This window comes from Streptococcus oralis (assembly GCF_001578705.1).
GTDB classification, from domain to species: Bacteria; Bacillota; Bacilli; order Lactobacillales; family Streptococcaceae; genus Streptococcus; species Streptococcus oralis_J.
Genome location: NZ_KQ969040.1, coordinates 70,915 through 86,359, shown reverse-complemented (window position 1 = coordinate 86,359; position 15,445 = coordinate 70,915). Strand labels below are relative to the sequence as shown.

13 protein-coding genes and 1 pseudogene are annotated in these 15,445 nt (G+C 43.1%); 13 read left to right on the top strand and 1 reads right to left on the bottom strand.

Features of this window, described 5'->3' with window-relative positions; genetic code table 11:
- Positions 1-92: 92 nt before the first annotated feature.
- The 3 genes from SORDD05_RS09235 (at position 93) to SORDD05_RS09225 (ending at position 4,902) form a co-directional block, all read left to right on the top strand.
- The gene (locus SORDD05_RS09235; protein WP_061419350.1) at positions 93-992 is read left to right on the top strand and encodes a cation diffusion facilitator family transporter; all 900 of its coding nucleotides are present in this window, start codon (positions 93-95) and stop codon (positions 990-992) included.
- A 109-nt stretch (positions 993-1,101) separates the two neighbouring features.
- Positions 1,102-3,627 carry an ABC transporter ATP-binding protein/permease gene (locus SORDD05_RS09230; RefSeq protein ID WP_061419347.1) on the top strand — a complete coding sequence of 842 codons (2,526 nt, stop codon included), beginning with the start codon at positions 1,102-1,104 and terminating at the stop codon, positions 3,625-3,627.
- Positions 3,628-3,864: 237 nt separating this feature from the next.
- Positions 3,865-4,902: a zinc-binding dehydrogenase gene (locus SORDD05_RS09225; RefSeq protein WP_061419345.1), complete on the top strand. Its 1,038-nt coding sequence runs from the start codon at positions 3,865-3,867 to the stop codon at positions 4,900-4,902.
- Positions 4,903-4,969: 67 nt separating this feature from the next.
- Here the strand turns inward: SORDD05_RS09225 and galR are convergent, their stop codons facing one another.
- Positions 4,970-5,971, bottom strand: coding sequence for a DNA-binding transcriptional regulator GalR (gene galR / locus SORDD05_RS09220; RefSeq protein WP_061419342.1), 1,002 nt, complete (start codon positions 5,969-5,971; stop codon positions 4,970-4,972).
- 164 nt (positions 5,972-6,135) lie between these two features.
- Here galR and SORDD05_RS09215 point away from each other — a divergent pair, with 164 nt between their 5' ends.
- The 10 genes and pseudogenes from SORDD05_RS09215 to pyrE all read left to right on the top strand — a co-directional run bounded on the left by SORDD05_RS09215 (position 6,136) and on the right by pyrE (position 15,403).
- Positions 6,136-7,314 (top strand): galactokinase, encoded by a 1,179-nt coding sequence (locus tag SORDD05_RS09215; RefSeq protein ID WP_061419339.1) that lies wholly within the window; start codon positions 6,136-6,138, stop codon positions 7,312-7,314.
- Between the two features lie 13 nt (positions 7,315-7,327).
- Entirely contained in the window at positions 7,328-7,987 is a 660-nt protein-coding gene (locus SORDD05_RS09210; protein ID WP_000340244.1) for an HAD family hydrolase, read from the top strand.
- Positions 7,984-9,471: a UDP-glucose--hexose-1-phosphate uridylyltransferase gene (locus SORDD05_RS09205; protein ID WP_061419335.1), complete on the top strand. Its 1,488-nt coding sequence runs from the start codon at positions 7,984-7,986 to the stop codon at positions 9,469-9,471. Before SORDD05_RS09210 ends, SORDD05_RS09205 begins: the two co-directional genes overlap by 4 nt.
- Before the next feature lie 69 nt (positions 9,472-9,540).
- Complete coding sequence (locus SORDD05_RS09200; RefSeq protein WP_000651194.1) at positions 9,541-9,945, top strand: PaaI family thioesterase; 405 nt, start codon at positions 9,541-9,543, stop codon at positions 9,943-9,945.
- A 70-nt stretch (positions 9,946-10,015) separates the two neighbouring features.
- Positions 10,016-10,192 (top strand): annotated as a pseudogene (locus SORDD05_RS09950) (AAA family ATPase); the annotation flags it as partial.
- A gap of 103 nt (positions 10,193-10,295) precedes the next feature.
- Positions 10,296-11,648 carry a UDP-N-acetylmuramoyl-L-alanine--D-glutamate ligase gene (gene murD, locus SORDD05_RS09195; protein ID WP_061419332.1) on the top strand — a complete coding sequence of 451 codons (1,353 nt, stop codon included), beginning with the start codon at positions 10,296-10,298 and terminating at the stop codon, positions 11,646-11,648.
- A gap of 1 nt (position 11,649) precedes the next feature.
- Complete coding sequence (locus SORDD05_RS09190; RefSeq protein WP_061419329.1) at positions 11,650-12,708, top strand: UDP-N-acetylglucosamine--N-acetylmuramyl-(pentapeptide) pyrophosphoryl-undecaprenol N-acetylglucosamine transferase; 1,059 nt, start codon at positions 11,650-11,652, stop codon at positions 12,706-12,708.
- Between the two features lie 9 nt (positions 12,709-12,717).
- Positions 12,718-13,836, top strand: a complete 1,119-nt coding sequence (locus SORDD05_RS09185; RefSeq protein ID WP_061419326.1) for a cell division protein FtsQ/DivIB — start codon at positions 12,718-12,720, stop codon at positions 13,834-13,836.
- A 190-nt stretch (positions 13,837-14,026) separates the two neighbouring features.
- Positions 14,027-14,728: an orotidine-5'-phosphate decarboxylase gene (gene pyrF, locus SORDD05_RS09180; RefSeq protein WP_038804435.1), complete on the top strand. Its 702-nt coding sequence runs from the start codon at positions 14,027-14,029 to the stop codon at positions 14,726-14,728.
- 42 nt (positions 14,729-14,770) lie between these two features.
- Positions 14,771-15,403 carry an orotate phosphoribosyltransferase gene (gene pyrE, locus SORDD05_RS09175; protein ID WP_061419323.1) on the top strand — a complete coding sequence of 211 codons (633 nt, stop codon included), beginning with the start codon at positions 14,771-14,773 and terminating at the stop codon, positions 15,401-15,403.
- Positions 15,404-15,445 lie beyond the last annotated feature (42 nt).

The window sequence follows — 15,445 nt, the reverse complement described above, 5'->3', positions numbered from 1 at the left end:
CTGACAGTTTGCTTCTATCCTTTCTTTGGATTTTATTAGATAATACAAATGAAAGAAGTATATATACCTATTATACCAAAGGAGGGAGAGAAATGAGTTCTAAAACATCTATCTGGTTAGCTTTTTTCTTGAATCTATCATTTTCTATTGTCGAATTTATTTTTGGGGGTATCTTCAATTCAAGTGCGGTCTTAGCGGATGCGGTTCATGATTTGGGTGATGCTCTTGCCATAGGTTTATCAGCTTGTTTGGAAACTATTTCCAATCGTCAGGAAGACAAACGTTACACTCTTGGCTACAAACGCTTCAGTTTGCTAGGTGCCATGCTGACTGCCTTGATCCTTTTGACAGGATCTTTCATGGTGCTCTTGGAGAATATCCCTCGTCTCCTATCCCCTCAGCCTGTCAACTACCAAGGGATGCTGTGGTTGGGAGTTATTGCGATTCTTATCAATCTCTTGGCTAGTCTAATCGTTCGTAAGGGTCAGACCAAGAATGAAGCTATCCTGACCTTGCATTTTTTAGAAGATATTCTGGGTTGGCTAGCGGTCATTCTGGTTGCTGGTGTTTTGTATGTGACTGACTGGTACTTTCTCGATCCACTCTTGTCTCTTTTAATTTCTAGTTTTATCCTCTGGAAAGCCATTCCTCGTTTTTGGTCAACACTTAAAATTTTCTTAGATGCTGTGCCTGAAGGGATCGAGACCGCTAAGCTAGAGAAAGAGTTAGCAGCGCTAGATAATGTTAAAAGTGTTAATCAACTTAGCATTTGGTCCATGGATGGTCTGGAAAATGACGCCATTGTTCATGTTTGCCTAGAAGAGATTGAACATATAGAGTATTGTAAAGAATCTATTCGTAATTTACTCAAAGATTATGGCTTTCAAAATGTTACCATTGAAGTTGATGCAAACCTAGCAAGTCACCAAACCCATAAGCGAAAAATTGAGGAGTTGGAAGTAGGTCAAAGTCATGGACATCATCATTCATAAGAAGTCGATTTTCCATTTGTTGATTATTTTTGATGAATTGTAAATGTAACATATTTACTCCAGTATGAAATTGTGATAGACTACATATATCACTGAAAGGAGATAGACGATGTTACAGCTACAACACATTTCAAAAGTCTATCATACGGGCAATCAAGAGTTCCACGCGCTAAAGGATATCTCGATTCGTTTTCGTGAGAGTGAGTTTGTCTCCATTCTCGGGCAATCGGGTTCTGGGAAAACCACCCTATTAAATATCATCGGGGGACTCGACCAATACACATCTGGTGATTTACTCATCCAAGGAAAATCAACAAAGCAATTTAAAGACCGCGATTGGGATAGCTACAGAAACCACACCATCGGTTTCGTCTTTCAGTCTTATAATCTCATCGGGCACCAAACTGCACTCTCTAACGTAGAAATTGCAATGACTCTTTCGGGCGTTTCAAAAGCAGAACGTAAGAAACGTGCTATCGAAGTGCTCGAACGCGTAGGCCTAAAAGACCATTTATATAAGAAACCAAGTCAAATGTCTGGGGGACAAATGCAACGAATCGCGATTGCGCGTGCTCTTGTTAATGATCCAAAAGTCGTTTTAGCCGACGAACCGACAGGAGCGCTCGATTCTGAGACTTCTGTTCAAATCATGGATTTATTAAAAGACATCGCTAAGGAACGTTTGGTTATCATGGTGACGCATAACCCAGAGCTGGCACAGAAGTACTCCACACGCATCGTACAAGTATTAGATGGAAACATCTTGAGCGACTCAAACCCATGCGAACCAACAGAGGAGACAAAGCAAGTCGACATTCAGTTCACGAAGACGAAGATGAGCTTTATAACCGCCCTTGTACTTTCCTTTAATAACCTATTGACGAAGAAAGGTCGTACCTTACTAACAGCTTTTGCGGGTTCCATCGGGATTATCGGGATTGCCCTTATCTTAGCCCTTTCAAATGGTGTGAGTGACTACGTTAAAAAGGTGCAGGAAGATACTCTCGTCTCTCTCCCACTGACGATTAGCGAGCAGAACCAGAGCAACTTGTTGGCGACCTCTCCAGATTTGAGCGAGAAGCCTTACAAGGATAATCATGAGCTGGGTATCAATACGATTTTAACGAATTTATTGAAAAAACAAATCGGAAAGAACGACTTAGCTTCCTTCAAGACTTACTTGGAGGAACACGCTTCGAAGGTCGGATCTCTCACAAAAGACATTCGTTACCGATACAATTTACAACCGTTTATCTATGCAAGTGATACTTCCAACGGACCCAAAAGTATTCTGCCTTCAACCTTAGCTGATGAAGTAGAAACAGCGAACCAAACGATGAAGGGATACTTACAAAACATCAACTACTGGAGTGAACTTTCTAGTGATTCTTCAATGCTAGAAAGCAAGTACGACGTGTTGGAAGGACGCTTCCCACAAGATAAGTCCGAGCTCGTCCTTATCGTAGATGAAAACAATCAAATTAGCGATTTGTCGCTCTATAGTTTACGTATCAAAGAACCTAGTGAATTGAACGATACGAAGAAGCTCGACGAACTCTCTTCTCAAACGTATCAATATAGTGATTTTATCGGAAAAACTTTCAAAGCAGTTGTCAATACAAAGCGCTTTGTGAAAGAAAATAACTTATGGGTCAATAAGATTGATAATGCTTCTTATATGAAAACTCAAATCGAGAATGGGCTCCAACTTAAAATTGTGGGTGTCCTTCGCCAAAAAGAAGGCACAAGTTCAGGCGTGAATGCTCCTTCAGGAGGAATCGCCTACACAAGCGCCCTTATTGATTACACTTCCGAATACATTCAAAATAGTGATATCGTTAAGGAACAGGAAGCCAATCAAAATCTAAATGTATTTACGGGTAAAGACTTTGCGAAAGATCCTAAACCATTCAGTTCGGAGAATTTAACCGAAGAAGAAAAAATTCAGTTGGCTAAAATGACGCCTGAAGAACAGGCGCAGTATGTCCAACAATATAACGACAATTCGGCTTCAACTTACGAGGAAAACCTCGCAAAAATGGGCGTCATCAACAAATCCAAACCAGCTGCCATTGAGCTCTACACCTCTTCGTTCCAACAAAAACAAGACTTAAAAGAGTTCATAAACGCCTATAACACAGCGAAAAAAGAAGCTGGAGAAGACGATAAAGTACTCGCTTATTCAGATGATATCCAATCTATCATGTCTTCAATTACGACATTGGTTGGCGTAGTGACAACAGTACTCGTTGGCTTTGTGGCCATCTCACTCATTGTATCTTCTATAATGATTTCGATTATCACGTACATTTCAGTTCTCGAACGTACAAAAGAAATCGGAATCCTACGTGCAATGGGGGCTTCGAAGAAAGATATTCGTCGTATCTTCACTGCTGAAACAGCCATTGAAGGATTGATCTCTGGGGTGCTCGGTATCACGATTACCTTTCTTGCGACATTCCCAATCAATGCGATTGTTGCGAAAATGACAAATGTGGGAAATGTAGCACAATTACCAATAGAAGTAGCTCTAATCCTTATCGGTATTTCGATTGTCCTTACCATGTTAGCCGGTCTAATCCCTTCACGCATCGCTGCTAAGAAAGACCCAGTCGAATCGCTTCGTAGCGAATAACAACTAAACCACAAAAAGGTGGATAAAGGAATATTTCTTTATTCACTTTTTCTATTGGCTGGAAACTATTAAAAACGTAATCGAAAAATCTCTCCTTATAAAACTTAAATCTCAAGAAGAAAAGACTATATTGGATTAAACTAGTGCCTTATCGCCGTTAATAATGATTGATACGAGCGAAAGCTTGACAAAAAGTGTATAATGAAAGTAAGAAACCAATAGAAAAGGAGTGGCTCTATGAAGAAAACAGTTTACACAAAAGCTGGTCAGGTTGGTCTTATTGAAGTGGAGCATCCGCAAATCATTGAGGCAGATGATGCCATTATTCGGATCGTTCGGACCTGTGTTTGTGGCTCTGATCTGTGGAGCTATCGCAATCCAGATATTGAAACAGGCCATCAGAATAGCGGGCACGAAGCGATTGGTATCGTTGAGGCAATTGGTGATGCAGTGACGACTGTTAAACCTGGCGATTTTGTCATTGCACCTTTCACCCATGGCTGTGGGGAGTGTGATGCCTGTCGCGCTGGCTATGATGGGACTTGTGACCGCCATATTGGCACCAATTGGTCTAATGGGGTGCAAGCGGAGTACATTCGCTTCGAATATGCCAACTGGGCTCTTGTCAAAATTCCGGGTCAGCCCTCTGATTATACAGAAGGCATGCTCAAATCCCTCTTGACACTGGCTGATGTCATGCCGACCGGCTATCATGCTGCGCGTGTTGCTAATGTTCAAAAAGGGGATAAGGTTGTCGTTATCGGTGACGGGGCTGTTGGTCAATGTGCTGTTATCGCAGCTAAAATGCGTGGGGCATCTCAAATTGTTCTCATGAGTCGTCACGAAGACCGTCAACAAATGGCTTTGGAGTCAGGGGCGACAGCTGTTGTGGCTGAACGTGGTGAAGAAGGAATTGCCAAGGTGCGAGAAATTCTTGGTGGAGGAGCAGATGCAGCTCTTGAGTGTGTCGGTACTGAGGCAGCGGTTGATCAGGCTCTTGGTGTCCTTCACAATGGTGGGCGTTTGGGCTTTGTTGGGGTTCCTCACTATAGCAATCGAGCTCTTGGTTCAACTTTTGCTCAAAATATTACGGTAGCAGGCGGAGCAGCCTCTGTAAAGACTTACAACAAACAGTTCTTACTGAAGGCAGTCCTTGATGGCGATATCAACCCAGGCCGTGTCTTTACTTCAAGTTATAAATTAGAAGAGATTGACCAAGCCTATAAAGATATGGATGAACGTAAGACGATTAAGGCTATGATTGTGATGGAATAAAAAAGAAAATCCTAATGGAGATTTGAGACTCTCTATTAGGATTTTTTGCGTTGCTATATTTGTTGAGTTATGGCAGCGTACTCTCTCTCAAAGTCAGTCTGGTTCCCAGCATGGTTAGGCTAGGGATTTTGCGACCGTGGAGAACTTCCTTGTTAAGAATATCCATACCTGCTCGGCCCATTTCCTCAGTATAGACCGTGATACTAGAGAGGGGAGGGTAGACTTGCTTGGTCAGGCTAGTGTCGTTAAAAGAAATGAGGCTGACGCGGTCTGGTAGGCTAATTCCAGCTTCTTGAAGGGCACGGAGGGCACCGATGGCTAAACTATCGCTGGCGGCGAAAAAGGCTGGTGGGAGTTGGTCTCCCAACTTGTGAATGGCCTTCTTCATCAAGTCATAGCCAGACTGGGCAGTAAAGCTTCCCTGAAAGACCAGTTCTTCATGGTAGATAACTTTTGCTTGGGTAATGTCTTTGAAATTTTCTAGTCGCTTATCCTGGATAATTTCTTCCTGGTCGGTTGTTTCCTCAAGTCCTGTGAGAATTCCGATACGGTTCATCCCTTGGCTGAGGAAATGGTCTACAACTTGTTTTACAGCAGTGTAAAAGTCAGTGATAATACAGGTGTGACCTAGTGAGAGGGTATCGCTGTCTATAAAGACTAAGGGTTTTTGGTATTCTTCAAAGGCAGAGATCTGTGCTCGGCTAAATTTTCCGATGCAGAGAATGCCAATCACTTCCTCGCTTAATGTAAAAGGATGGTCATTAAAATAGCGCAAGATATCATAGTCCAACTCTTGGGCTCTTTTTTCAATACCGAGACGAATCTGGTAGTAGTAGAGGTCGTCCAACTCCCCTTGTTCGCTGACCCATTGGATAATAGCAATCTTTTGCTTGGGTTTGTGGGATTCGCCTGTCTTGAGGTGCTTGGTGTAGCCCAGCTCTTCAGCGACGGTTAAAATGCGGTGTCGGGTTTCTTCTGTGACAGATAGGCTCTGGTCGCGATTGAGGACACGAGATACGGTCGCGATAGAGACAGAGGCTAGCTGTGCAATGTCTTTTAAGGTAGCCATAAATCCTCCTTCTTTTAGGTTAGTATATCATATTTTTCTTCTTTTTACCGATTGTTTAGTAAAACTTTAGTAAAAAGGATTGACCTTAGCAAAAGCCTTGGATACAATAGAAGAAAACGATTACACGTTAAGATGACTTAACGGACAGTCAAAGGAGAATTCATATGACACAACATCTTACTGCTGAAGCCCTTCGCAAAGACTTTCTTGCCGTTTTTGGTCAAGAAGCAGACCAAACTTTCTTTTCACCAGGTCGTATCAATCTGATTGGTGAACACACAGACTACAACGGTGGGCACGTTTTTCCAGCGGCTATTTCCTTGGGAACCTATGGAGCGGCTCGCAAGCGTGACGACCAAGTTTTGTGTTTCTACTCAGCCAACTTTGAGGACAAGGGTATCATCGAAGTGCCTCTTGCTGACCTCAAATTTGAAAAAGAGCACAGCTGGACCAACTATCCAAAAGGAGTTCTTCATTTCTTGCAAGAAGCTGGGCACGTGATTGACAAAGGGTTTGATTTTTATGTTTATGGGAATATCCCAAATGGAGCTGGCTTGTCATCATCGGCATCTTTGGAACTTTTGACTGGTGTTGTGGCAGAGCATCTCTTTGATTTAAAATTAGACCGTTTGGATTTGGTAAAAATCGGGAAACAAACAGAAAACAACTTTATCGGAGTCAACTCTGGTATCATGGACCAGTTTGCTATCGGTATGGGAGCTGACCAACGTGCTATTTACCTAGATACTAATACTTTGGAGTACGACTTGGTGCCACTTGATTTGAAGGACAATGTCGTTGTCATCATGAACACCAACAAACGTCGTGAACTGGCGGACTCTAAGTACAATGAACGTCGTGCTGAGTGTGAGAAAGCAGTGGAAGAATTGCAAGCTGCCTTGGATATTCAGACCTTGGGTGAACTAGACGAGTGGGCTTTTGACCAATACAGCTATCTGATTAAAGACGAAAATCGTTTAAAACGTGCTCGTCATGCTGTGCTTGAAAACCAACGTACCCTGAAAGCTCAAGTAGCTCTTCAAGCAGGTGATTTGGAAACATTTGGTCGCTTGATGAATGCTTCTCACGTTTCTCTAGAACATGACTATGAAGTAAGTGGTTTGGAATTGGATACTCTTGTTCACACAGCTTGGGCTCAGGAAGGTGTTCTCGGTGCTCGTATGACAGGGGCAGGTTTTGGTGGCTGTGCCATTGCCTTGGTGCAAAAAGATACTGTTGAGGCCTTTAAGGAAGCTGTAGGCAAGCACTACGAGGAAGTAGTTGGATATGCTCCAAGCTTCTATATCGCTGAAGTTGCAGGTGGCAGTCGCGTTTTAGACTAGGAGAGAAGTGTAAATGGACGCTGTAATATTTGATTTAGATGGCTTATTAGCTGATACTGAGATCATTTCTCTAAAAGTTTATCAAGAATTGCTTAAAGATTTTGGAATTCCTTTCACAGAAGAAACCTATTCTAGAGAATACAGTGGACATAGGGAAGAGGAGAATGTTCAACGATTTTTGGATACCTATGATTTACCTTGGAACTTTGACCAAACCTTGGAAAAAGTTTATGAACTGGAAGCTCGAATATTAGCCAAAGGTGTAAATTTAAAAAAAGGTGCTAAAAATTTGCTTGCTTTTTTGCAAAGAGAAGGTATTCCAATCGCTTTAGCAACTTCAAGTGTTGAATCTAGAGCTAGAATGATTTTGGATAGTAATGGTATACTGTCCCTATTTGACCATCTAGTTTTTGCAAAAGATGTAAAGCGAAGCAAACCTTACCCTGATATTTTTTTAAAAGCCTGTAGTGATTTGAATGTTTTACCAGAGAATTGCTTAGTATTAGAGGATAGTGAAGCAGGGATTGAAGCAGCGTATAGAGCTGGGATACCAGTTATTTGTATTCCAGACTTAAAAATGCCAGCACAGTCTTTCTTAAATAAAACAGAACAAGTTTTTCAGGATTTAGATGCTGTCAGAGACTATTTAGAAAGTAAGAAGGAGAATCAATGAGTCAGGGAGTTCTAGATGCATTTATCACGGAAGTCATTGCAGAAAGTTCATTTGAGGAAATGGATCGAATCTACTTGACCAATCGTGTCTTGGCACGAGTGGGCGAAGGTGTTTTGGAAGTTGAGACTGATCTAGATGAGTTGATTGACCTCAAGGACCAGCTTGTCGAGGAGGCGGTTCGATTAGAGATGATTGAGGACAGTCAGACTGCGCGTGAAATCCTTGGTGCTGAACTGATGGACTTGGTGACCCCTTGTCCAAGTCAGGTCAATCGTGACTTTTGGGCAACTTATGCCCAATCTCCTGAGCAGGCAATTGCGGACTTCTACCAACTTAGCCAGAAAAACGACTACATCAAGCTCAAGGCTATTGCTAAAAATATTGCTTATCGTGTACCATCTGACTACGGAGAGCTTGAGATTACCATCAACCTCTCTAAGCCTGAAAAGGATCCAAAGGAGATTGCGGCAGCCAAGTTGGTGCAAGCTAGCAATTATCCCCAGTGTCAGCTTTGTCTAGAGAATGAGGGCTACCATGGTCGGGTTAACCATCCAGCTCGTAGCAATCACCGCATTATCCGTTTTGAAATGGCTGGTCAGGAGTGGGGATTCCAGTATTCGCCTTATGCTTATTTTAATGAGCACTGTATTTTCTTAGACAGCCAGCACCGCCCCATGGCCATTAGTCGTCAGAGTTTTGAGCGTCTGCTGGCTATCGTAGAGCAGTTTCCGAGCTATTTTGCGGGTTCTAATGCGGACCTGCCGATTGTGGGAGGCTCTATTCTCACCCATGATCACTATCAGGGGGGGCGTCACGTATTTCCTATGGAATTGGCTCCCTTGCAAAAGACTTTCTCTTTTGATGGATTTGAGCAGGTCAAGGCTGGGATTGTCAAGTGGCCTATGTCAGTGCTACGTTTGATTTCGGATTCCAAAGAGGATTTGACCAACTTGGCTGATAAGATTTTGCAGGAATGGCGTCAGTATTCAGACCCTGAAGTGCAGATTTTGGCAGAGACAGACGGGACACCGCATCACACCATCACACCGATTGCCCGTAAACGCGATGGACAGTTTGAGTTGGACTTGGTCTTGCGGGATAATCAGACATCGCCAGAGCATCCTGATGGTATCTATCATCCCCACAAGGATGTCCAACATATCAAGAAGGAAAATATCGGCTTGATTGAGGTCATGGGCTTGGCAATCTTACCACCTCGTTTGAAAGCAGAAGTGGAGCAAGTCGCTAGCTACCTCGTAAGAGAAGAAGTCTCAGTTGCCGACTATCATCAGAAATGGGCAGACCAGCTCAAAGATCAACATCCGGACCTAGCGGATAAAGAAAAAGCCCTTGAAATAGTTAAGGACTCTGTGGGTGTTATCTTTGCTCGTGTTTTGGAGGACGCAGGGGTTTACAAGCAGACGAAACAAGGACAGGCAGCCTTTATGCGCTTTGTGGAGCAGGTCGGAATTTTGCCAGACTAGGAGCTTTCTCCTTGCACAGTCCTATAAAAAGTAGTATCATAGTGTCGTTTGAACTATCAGGAGGAAACGATGAAAGATTTTCATTTTGATGCTATATCTGCCTTTGAAAATTACGAAATAGAAAAAATGAGAGATGGTCATGTTGCGGTGACGACAAAAGTAGTGGACTCGTCGCTCAACTACTATGGCAATGCCCATGGTGGCTATCTCTTCACCCTTTGTGACCAGATTAGTGGTTTGGTGGTTATCTCGCTAGGGCTTGATGGAGTGACACTCCAGTCCTCTATCAACTACCTCAAGGCAGGAAAACTCGACGATGTGCTGACCATTAAAGGAGAATGTGTCCATCAAGGTCGGACAACCTGTGTCGTGGATGTCGATATCACCAATCAAGAAGGCAGAAATGTCTGCAAAGCAACCTTCACTATGTTTGTCACAGGCCAGCGGTCAGAAGACAGACAGGTAAGGATATAAAGTACTGAGAGTTGACCTGCACTCTAAGGGTTAAATATTTTTTGTCGAACTTTTGGAGTGCAGGTTAGTTTTGATTCTCGCAGATGAACCAACCGCTTCACTAGACCCCAAAAATTCTGAGGAGCTACTTTCTATCCTAGAATCTTTAAAAAATCCGAATCGAACGATTATTATTGCGACCCACAATCCTCTTATCTGGGAGCAAGTGGATCAAGTCATTCGAGTTACCGATTTATCTCATCGATGATAAGAGAACATTAAGTTAGAAGAAAGAGTCACAAATACACTTTGTGGCTTTTTTATTTCCGTAAAAATGGTAAAATAGTAGGAGTAGAAATGGAGTTTGAGACATGAAAGTAATCGATCAATTTAAAAATAAGAAAGTACTTGTTTTAGGTTTGGCTAAGTCTGGTGAGTCTGCGGCCCGTTTGTTGGACAAGCTGGGAGCCATTGTGACGGTAAATGACGGCAAGCCTTTTGAGGAAAATCCTGCTGCACAAAGTTTGCTAGAAGAGGGAATCAAGGTTGTCACTGGTGGGCATCCTTTGGAGCTCTTGGATGAAGATTTTGCTCTGATGGTGAAAAATCCAGGTATCCCTTATAGCAATCCCATGATTGAAAAGGCTTTGGCAAAGGGGATTCCAGTCTTGACTGAGGTAGAGTTGGCTTACTTGATCTCAGATGCGCCGATTGTTGGTATTACTGGATCAAATGGAAAAACGACTACAACGACTATGATTGGGGAAGTTTTGACTGCTGCTGGTCAACATGGTCTCTTATCAGGGAATATCGGCTATCCTGCAAGTCAAGTGGCTCAAACTGCAACAGCTAAGGACACGCTTGTCATGGAACTTTCTTCTTTCCAACTGATGGGTGTCCAAGAATTCCATCCTGAGATTGCGGTTATTACAAACCTTATGCCCACTCATATCGACTACCATGGTTCTTTTGAGGAGTATGTGGCAGCTAAGTGGAATATCCAGAACAAGATGACAGCAGCTGATTTCCTTGTTTTGAATTTTAACCAAGACTTGGCAAAAGAATTGGCTACTAAAACACAAGCCACTGTTGTTCCATTTTCAACACTTGAAAAGGTTGATGGAGCCTATCTTGCAGATGGTCAACTCTACTTCCGTGGGGAAGTGGTCATGGCAGCGAGTGAAATCGGTGTTCCAGGTAGCCACAATGTAGAAAATGCCCTTGCTACCATTGCTGTAGCCAAGCTTCGTGGTGTAGACAACCAAACCATCAAGGAAACTCTTTCAGCTTTTGGTGGTGTGAAACACCGTCTCCAATTTGTGGATGAGATTAAGGGTGTGAAATTTTATAACGACAGTAAATCAACCAATATCTTGGCTACTCAAAAGGCCTTGTCAGGGTTTGACAATAGTAAGGTCATTTTGATTGCAGGTGGTTTGGACCGCGGCAATGAATTTGATGAGCTGGTGCCAGATATCACTGGCCTCAAGAAAATGGTCATCCTCGGTCAGTCTGCAGAACGTGTCAAACGGGCAGCAGAGAAGGCTGGTGTGGCTTATGTAGATGCGATAGATATTGCAGATGCGACCCGCAAGGCTTATGAGCTAGCGACTCAAGGAGACGTGGTTCTCCTCAGTCCTGCCAATGCTAGCTGGGATATGTATGCTAACTTTGAAGTACGTGGCGACCTCTTTATCGACACAGTAGCGGAGTTAAAGGAATAATATGAAAAAAATTGTCTTTACAGGTGGGGGGACGGTTGGACATGTTACCCTCAACCTTTTGTTAATGCCTAAGTTCATCGAAGACGGCTGGGAAGTCCACTATATCGGGGATAAACACGGAATCGAACACCAAGAAATTCTCAAGTCAGGCTTGAATGTGACCTTCCACTCTATTGCGACTGGGAAGTTGCGTCGCTATTTCTCTTGGCAAAATATGCTGGATGTCTTCAAAGTTGGTTGGGGAATTGTCCAATCCCTCTTTATCATGTTACGACTGCGTCCACAGGCCCTTTTTTCAAAGGGTGGCTTTGTCTCTGTACCGCCGGTTATAGCAGCGCGAGTGTCAGGAGTGCCTGTCTTTATTCACGAATCGGACCTGTCCATGGGCTTGGCCAATAAAATTGCCTATAAATTTGCGACCAAGATGTATTCAACCTTTGAGCAGGCTGCTGGTCTCGTAAAGGTCGAGCATGTGGGGGCTGTGACCAAGGTCTCAGACCAAAAAATTCCTGAACCAGATGAATTGGTGGATATCCAAACCCACTTTAATCCTAAATTGCCTACAGTATTGTTTGTCGGTGGTTCTGCGGGAGCTCGTGTATTTAACCAATTGGTGACAGATCATAAGCAAGAACTGACAGAGCGCTACAATATTATCAATCTCACTGGAGATTCAAGCCTCAATGAGTTGAGTCAAAATCTCTTTCGTGTTGATTATGTGACGGATCTCTATCAACCTTTGATGGAGATGGCAGATGTGGTGGTGACGCGTGGTGGTGCCAATACGATTTTTGAGCTCTTGGCCATGACGAAACTCCATCTCATCGTACCATTGGGTCGTGAAGCAAGTCGAGGAGACCAGATTGAAAATGCAGCCTACTTTGTTAAGAAAGGCTATGCAGAAGAACTTCAAGAAAGTGACTTGACCTTGGAAAGCTTGGAGGAGAAACTCAGCCACCTGCTTAGTCACAAGGACCAATACCAAGCTAGTATGAAAACTTCGACTGAATTGAAATCTCTTGATGATTTTTATGCCCTACTAAGAAAAGACTTATCATAAGGAAAATCAATGTCAAAGGATAAGAACAAAGAATCAAACCCCAAGAAAGAATTGTCTGAATGGCAGAAACGAAACCAGGAATATCTGAAAAAGAAGGCTGAGGAGGAAGCTGCCCTAACTGAAGAGAAGGAAAAGGAAAAACAAGCTCGAAAGGAAGCAAACTCGAAACTACTGGCGGAATCCAAGAAATCATCGAGTGAGTCAGACGAGGAATCCACAAGCCCAAGCAAGGAACCATCTGAAAAAGAAGAACAATCTCAAAAGGATGATCATAAAGTCAAAGAGGAAAAAGAGAAGAAGAAAAAAGAAAAACCAGAAAAACCTGCCAAGCCTAAAATTGCGCCTGTTCATATTTGGCGGGCAGTTAGTATCTTGGTGCCGAGTGTTCTGGTTCTCCTCCTTTCTATCTATCTCTTGACTCCTCTTTCGACTATCAAGCATATCGAGGTTAAGGGAAATGTCCAGACCCAAGCGGATGACATTAAACAGGTTTCTGGCATTCAGGATAGTGATTATACCCTGTCTTTGTTGTTGAACAAGGAGAAGCACGCTGAGAAGATCAAGTCTAATCACTGGATCGAGTCAGCAAAGATTGACTACAAATTTCCGACAAACTTTACGATTGAAGTCAAAGAGTTTGAGATTGTTGGCTACTATGTGACAGGCGAAGACCACTATCCGATTCTTTCTAGTGGAACTGTTGAGTCAAGTCCTGTCAACCTTTTGAACCTGCCTGAGACCTACCTAACAGTCACCTTTAACGATGAGCAGCAGGTGAAGGATTTGATGACGGGTCTTTCTAGCATTAGTGAGGACATAAAGAGTCAAATTCAGAAGATCGAACTAGCGCCAAGTAAGGCAACTGCTGATCTTTTAAAAATTACTATGCAGGATACAGATGAAATCTTGGTTCCCTTGTCAGAATTGAGTAAGAAATTGCCTTATTACAGCAAAATCAAGCCACAGTTAGCAGAACCGAGCTTCATCGATATGGAGGCAGGAATCTATAGCACTAGCCTGGCTGATAAACGTTTGGAAGAAGCTGAGGAAAAGGCTAAACAAGAAGCTAAAGAAGCAGAGAAGAAAAAACAGGAAGAAAAAAAAGCTGAAGAAAAGAAACAAGAATAAGAATCTTCAGTTTTTACTTGACAAGTGTCGTTATAAATAATAGAATAGTAGAAAACTTTTAAAGCAGTCCAGAGAGGCAGCTAAGGTTAGACAGTGAAAGGGTGGAGACTACCCGTTTTTCGTGGGACCTAGCTGCTAGCAGGTTCCTTTTTTTGAGCAATGGACTGTTAGCAAAGAATAGGAGAAAAGAATGCGTGAGAGTCGCCCGGTCATTGCTCTGGATTTTCCAAGTTTCGAGGAAGCCAAAGAATTTTTAGCCCTTTTTCCAGCAGAGGAAAAACTCTATGTCAAGGTAGGAATGGAAATCTACTATGCAGTAGGTCCCGAAGTTGTGCGTTATTTGAAATCATTGGGACATAGTGTTTTTTTGGATCTCAAATTGCATGATATTCCAAATACGGTCAAGTCAACCATGAAAATCTTGTCAAGTCTGGGTGTCGATATGACCAATGTTCAGGCTGCAGGTGGACTTGAGATGATGCAGGCCGCGCGTGAAGGCCTTGGTGATCAAGGGATTCTTATCGCGGTGACCCAATTGACCTCAACATCTGAAGAACAGATGCAAGACTGTCAAAATATCCAAACTAGTCTGCAGGAATCAGTGATTCACTATGCTAAGAAAACAGCTGAAGCTGGATTGGATGGAGTGGTTTGCTCAGCCCAAGAAGCCCAACTTATCAAAGAAGCTACAAACGAAGACTTTATCTGCTTGACACCAGGTATTCGACCAGCAGGTGCTGAAGCAGGGGATCAAAAACGTGTAGTGACCCCTGGTCAAGCCTATCAAATCGGTAGTGACTACATTGTAATAGGCCGTCCAATCACACAGGCAGCAGACCCTGTAGCAGCCTACCATGCTATCAAGGAAGAATGGACACGCGATTGGGTCTAAAGCGTATTTGATTATAGATTTAAGGATAAGAAGGAGTATACCATGACACTTGCTAGAGACATTGCTAGCCATCTATTGAAAATTCAAGCGGTTTATCTCAAACCAGAAGAGCCTTTCACTTGGGCATCTGGGATCAAGTCACCGATCTATACGGATAATCGTGTGACCCTAGCTTACCCGGAAACTAGAAGTTTGATTGAAAATGGTTTTGTGGATGCTATCAAAGCAGCCTTTCCAGAGGTAGAAGTCATTGCTGGTACAGCGACAGCAGGGATTCCACATGGAGCTATCATCGCGGACAAGATGAACCTACCATTTGCCTACATTCGTAGCAAACCAAAAGACCATGGGGCCGGAAACCAAATCGAAGGCCGTGTAGCCCAGGGGCAAAAAATGGTAATTGTAGAAGACCTGATTTCAACTGGTGGTTCAGTTCTCGAAGCGGTAGCAGCTGCCAAGCGTGAAGGAGCAGATGTTCTCGGTGTAGTGGCCATTTTTAGCTATCAACTAGCAAAAGCAGATAAGAACTTTGCAAACGCAGGCGTGAAACTGGTGACTCTCTCAAACTACAGCGAGCTCATCCACCTAGCTCAGGAAGAAGGCTACATCACACCAGAGGGATTGGATCTCTTAAAACGATTCAAAGAAGACCAAGAAAATTGGCAGAATGCCTAAAACATAGAAAATCAGGTAGTCACTAGGATTACCTGATTTCTT

What these genes read in the sequence shown, in the direction of transcription:
- murD (WP_061419332.1), top strand. Translation starts at nt 10,296, where the DNA reads ATGAAAGTAATCGATCAATTTAAAAATAAGAAAGTACTTGTTTTAGGT.
- galR (WP_061419342.1), bottom strand. Translation starts at nt 5,971, where the DNA reads ATGGCTACCTTAAAAGACATTGCACAGCTAGCCTCTGTCTCTATCGCG.
- SORDD05_RS09200 (WP_000651194.1), top strand. Translation starts at nt 9,541, where the DNA reads ATGAAAGATTTTCATTTTGATGCTATATCTGCCTTTGAAAATTACGAA.
- SORDD05_RS09205 (WP_061419335.1), top strand. Translation starts at nt 7,984, where the DNA reads ATGAGTCAGGGAGTTCTAGATGCATTTATCACGGAAGTCATTGCAGAA.
- SORDD05_RS09210 (WP_000340244.1), top strand. Translation starts at nt 7,328, where the DNA reads ATGGACGCTGTAATATTTGATTTAGATGGCTTATTAGCTGATACTGAG.
- SORDD05_RS09230 (WP_061419347.1), top strand. Translation starts at nt 1,102, where the DNA reads ATGTTACAGCTACAACACATTTCAAAAGTCTATCATACGGGCAATCAA.
- SORDD05_RS09190 (WP_061419329.1), top strand. Translation starts at nt 11,650, where the DNA reads ATGAAAAAAATTGTCTTTACAGGTGGGGGGACGGTTGGACATGTTACC.
- SORDD05_RS09185 (WP_061419326.1), top strand. Translation starts at nt 12,718, where the DNA reads ATGTCAAAGGATAAGAACAAAGAATCAAACCCCAAGAAAGAATTGTCT.
- SORDD05_RS09215 (WP_061419339.1), top strand. Translation starts at nt 6,136, where the DNA reads ATGACACAACATCTTACTGCTGAAGCCCTTCGCAAAGACTTTCTTGCC.
- SORDD05_RS09225 (WP_061419345.1), top strand. Translation starts at nt 3,865, where the DNA reads ATGAAGAAAACAGTTTACACAAAAGCTGGTCAGGTTGGTCTTATTGAA.
- pyrE (WP_061419323.1), top strand. Translation starts at nt 14,771, where the DNA reads ATGACACTTGCTAGAGACATTGCTAGCCATCTATTGAAAATTCAAGCG.
- pyrF (WP_038804435.1), top strand. Translation starts at nt 14,027, where the DNA reads ATGCGTGAGAGTCGCCCGGTCATTGCTCTGGATTTTCCAAGTTTCGAG.
- SORDD05_RS09235 (WP_061419350.1), top strand. Translation starts at nt 93, where the DNA reads ATGAGTTCTAAAACATCTATCTGGTTAGCTTTTTTCTTGAATCTATCA.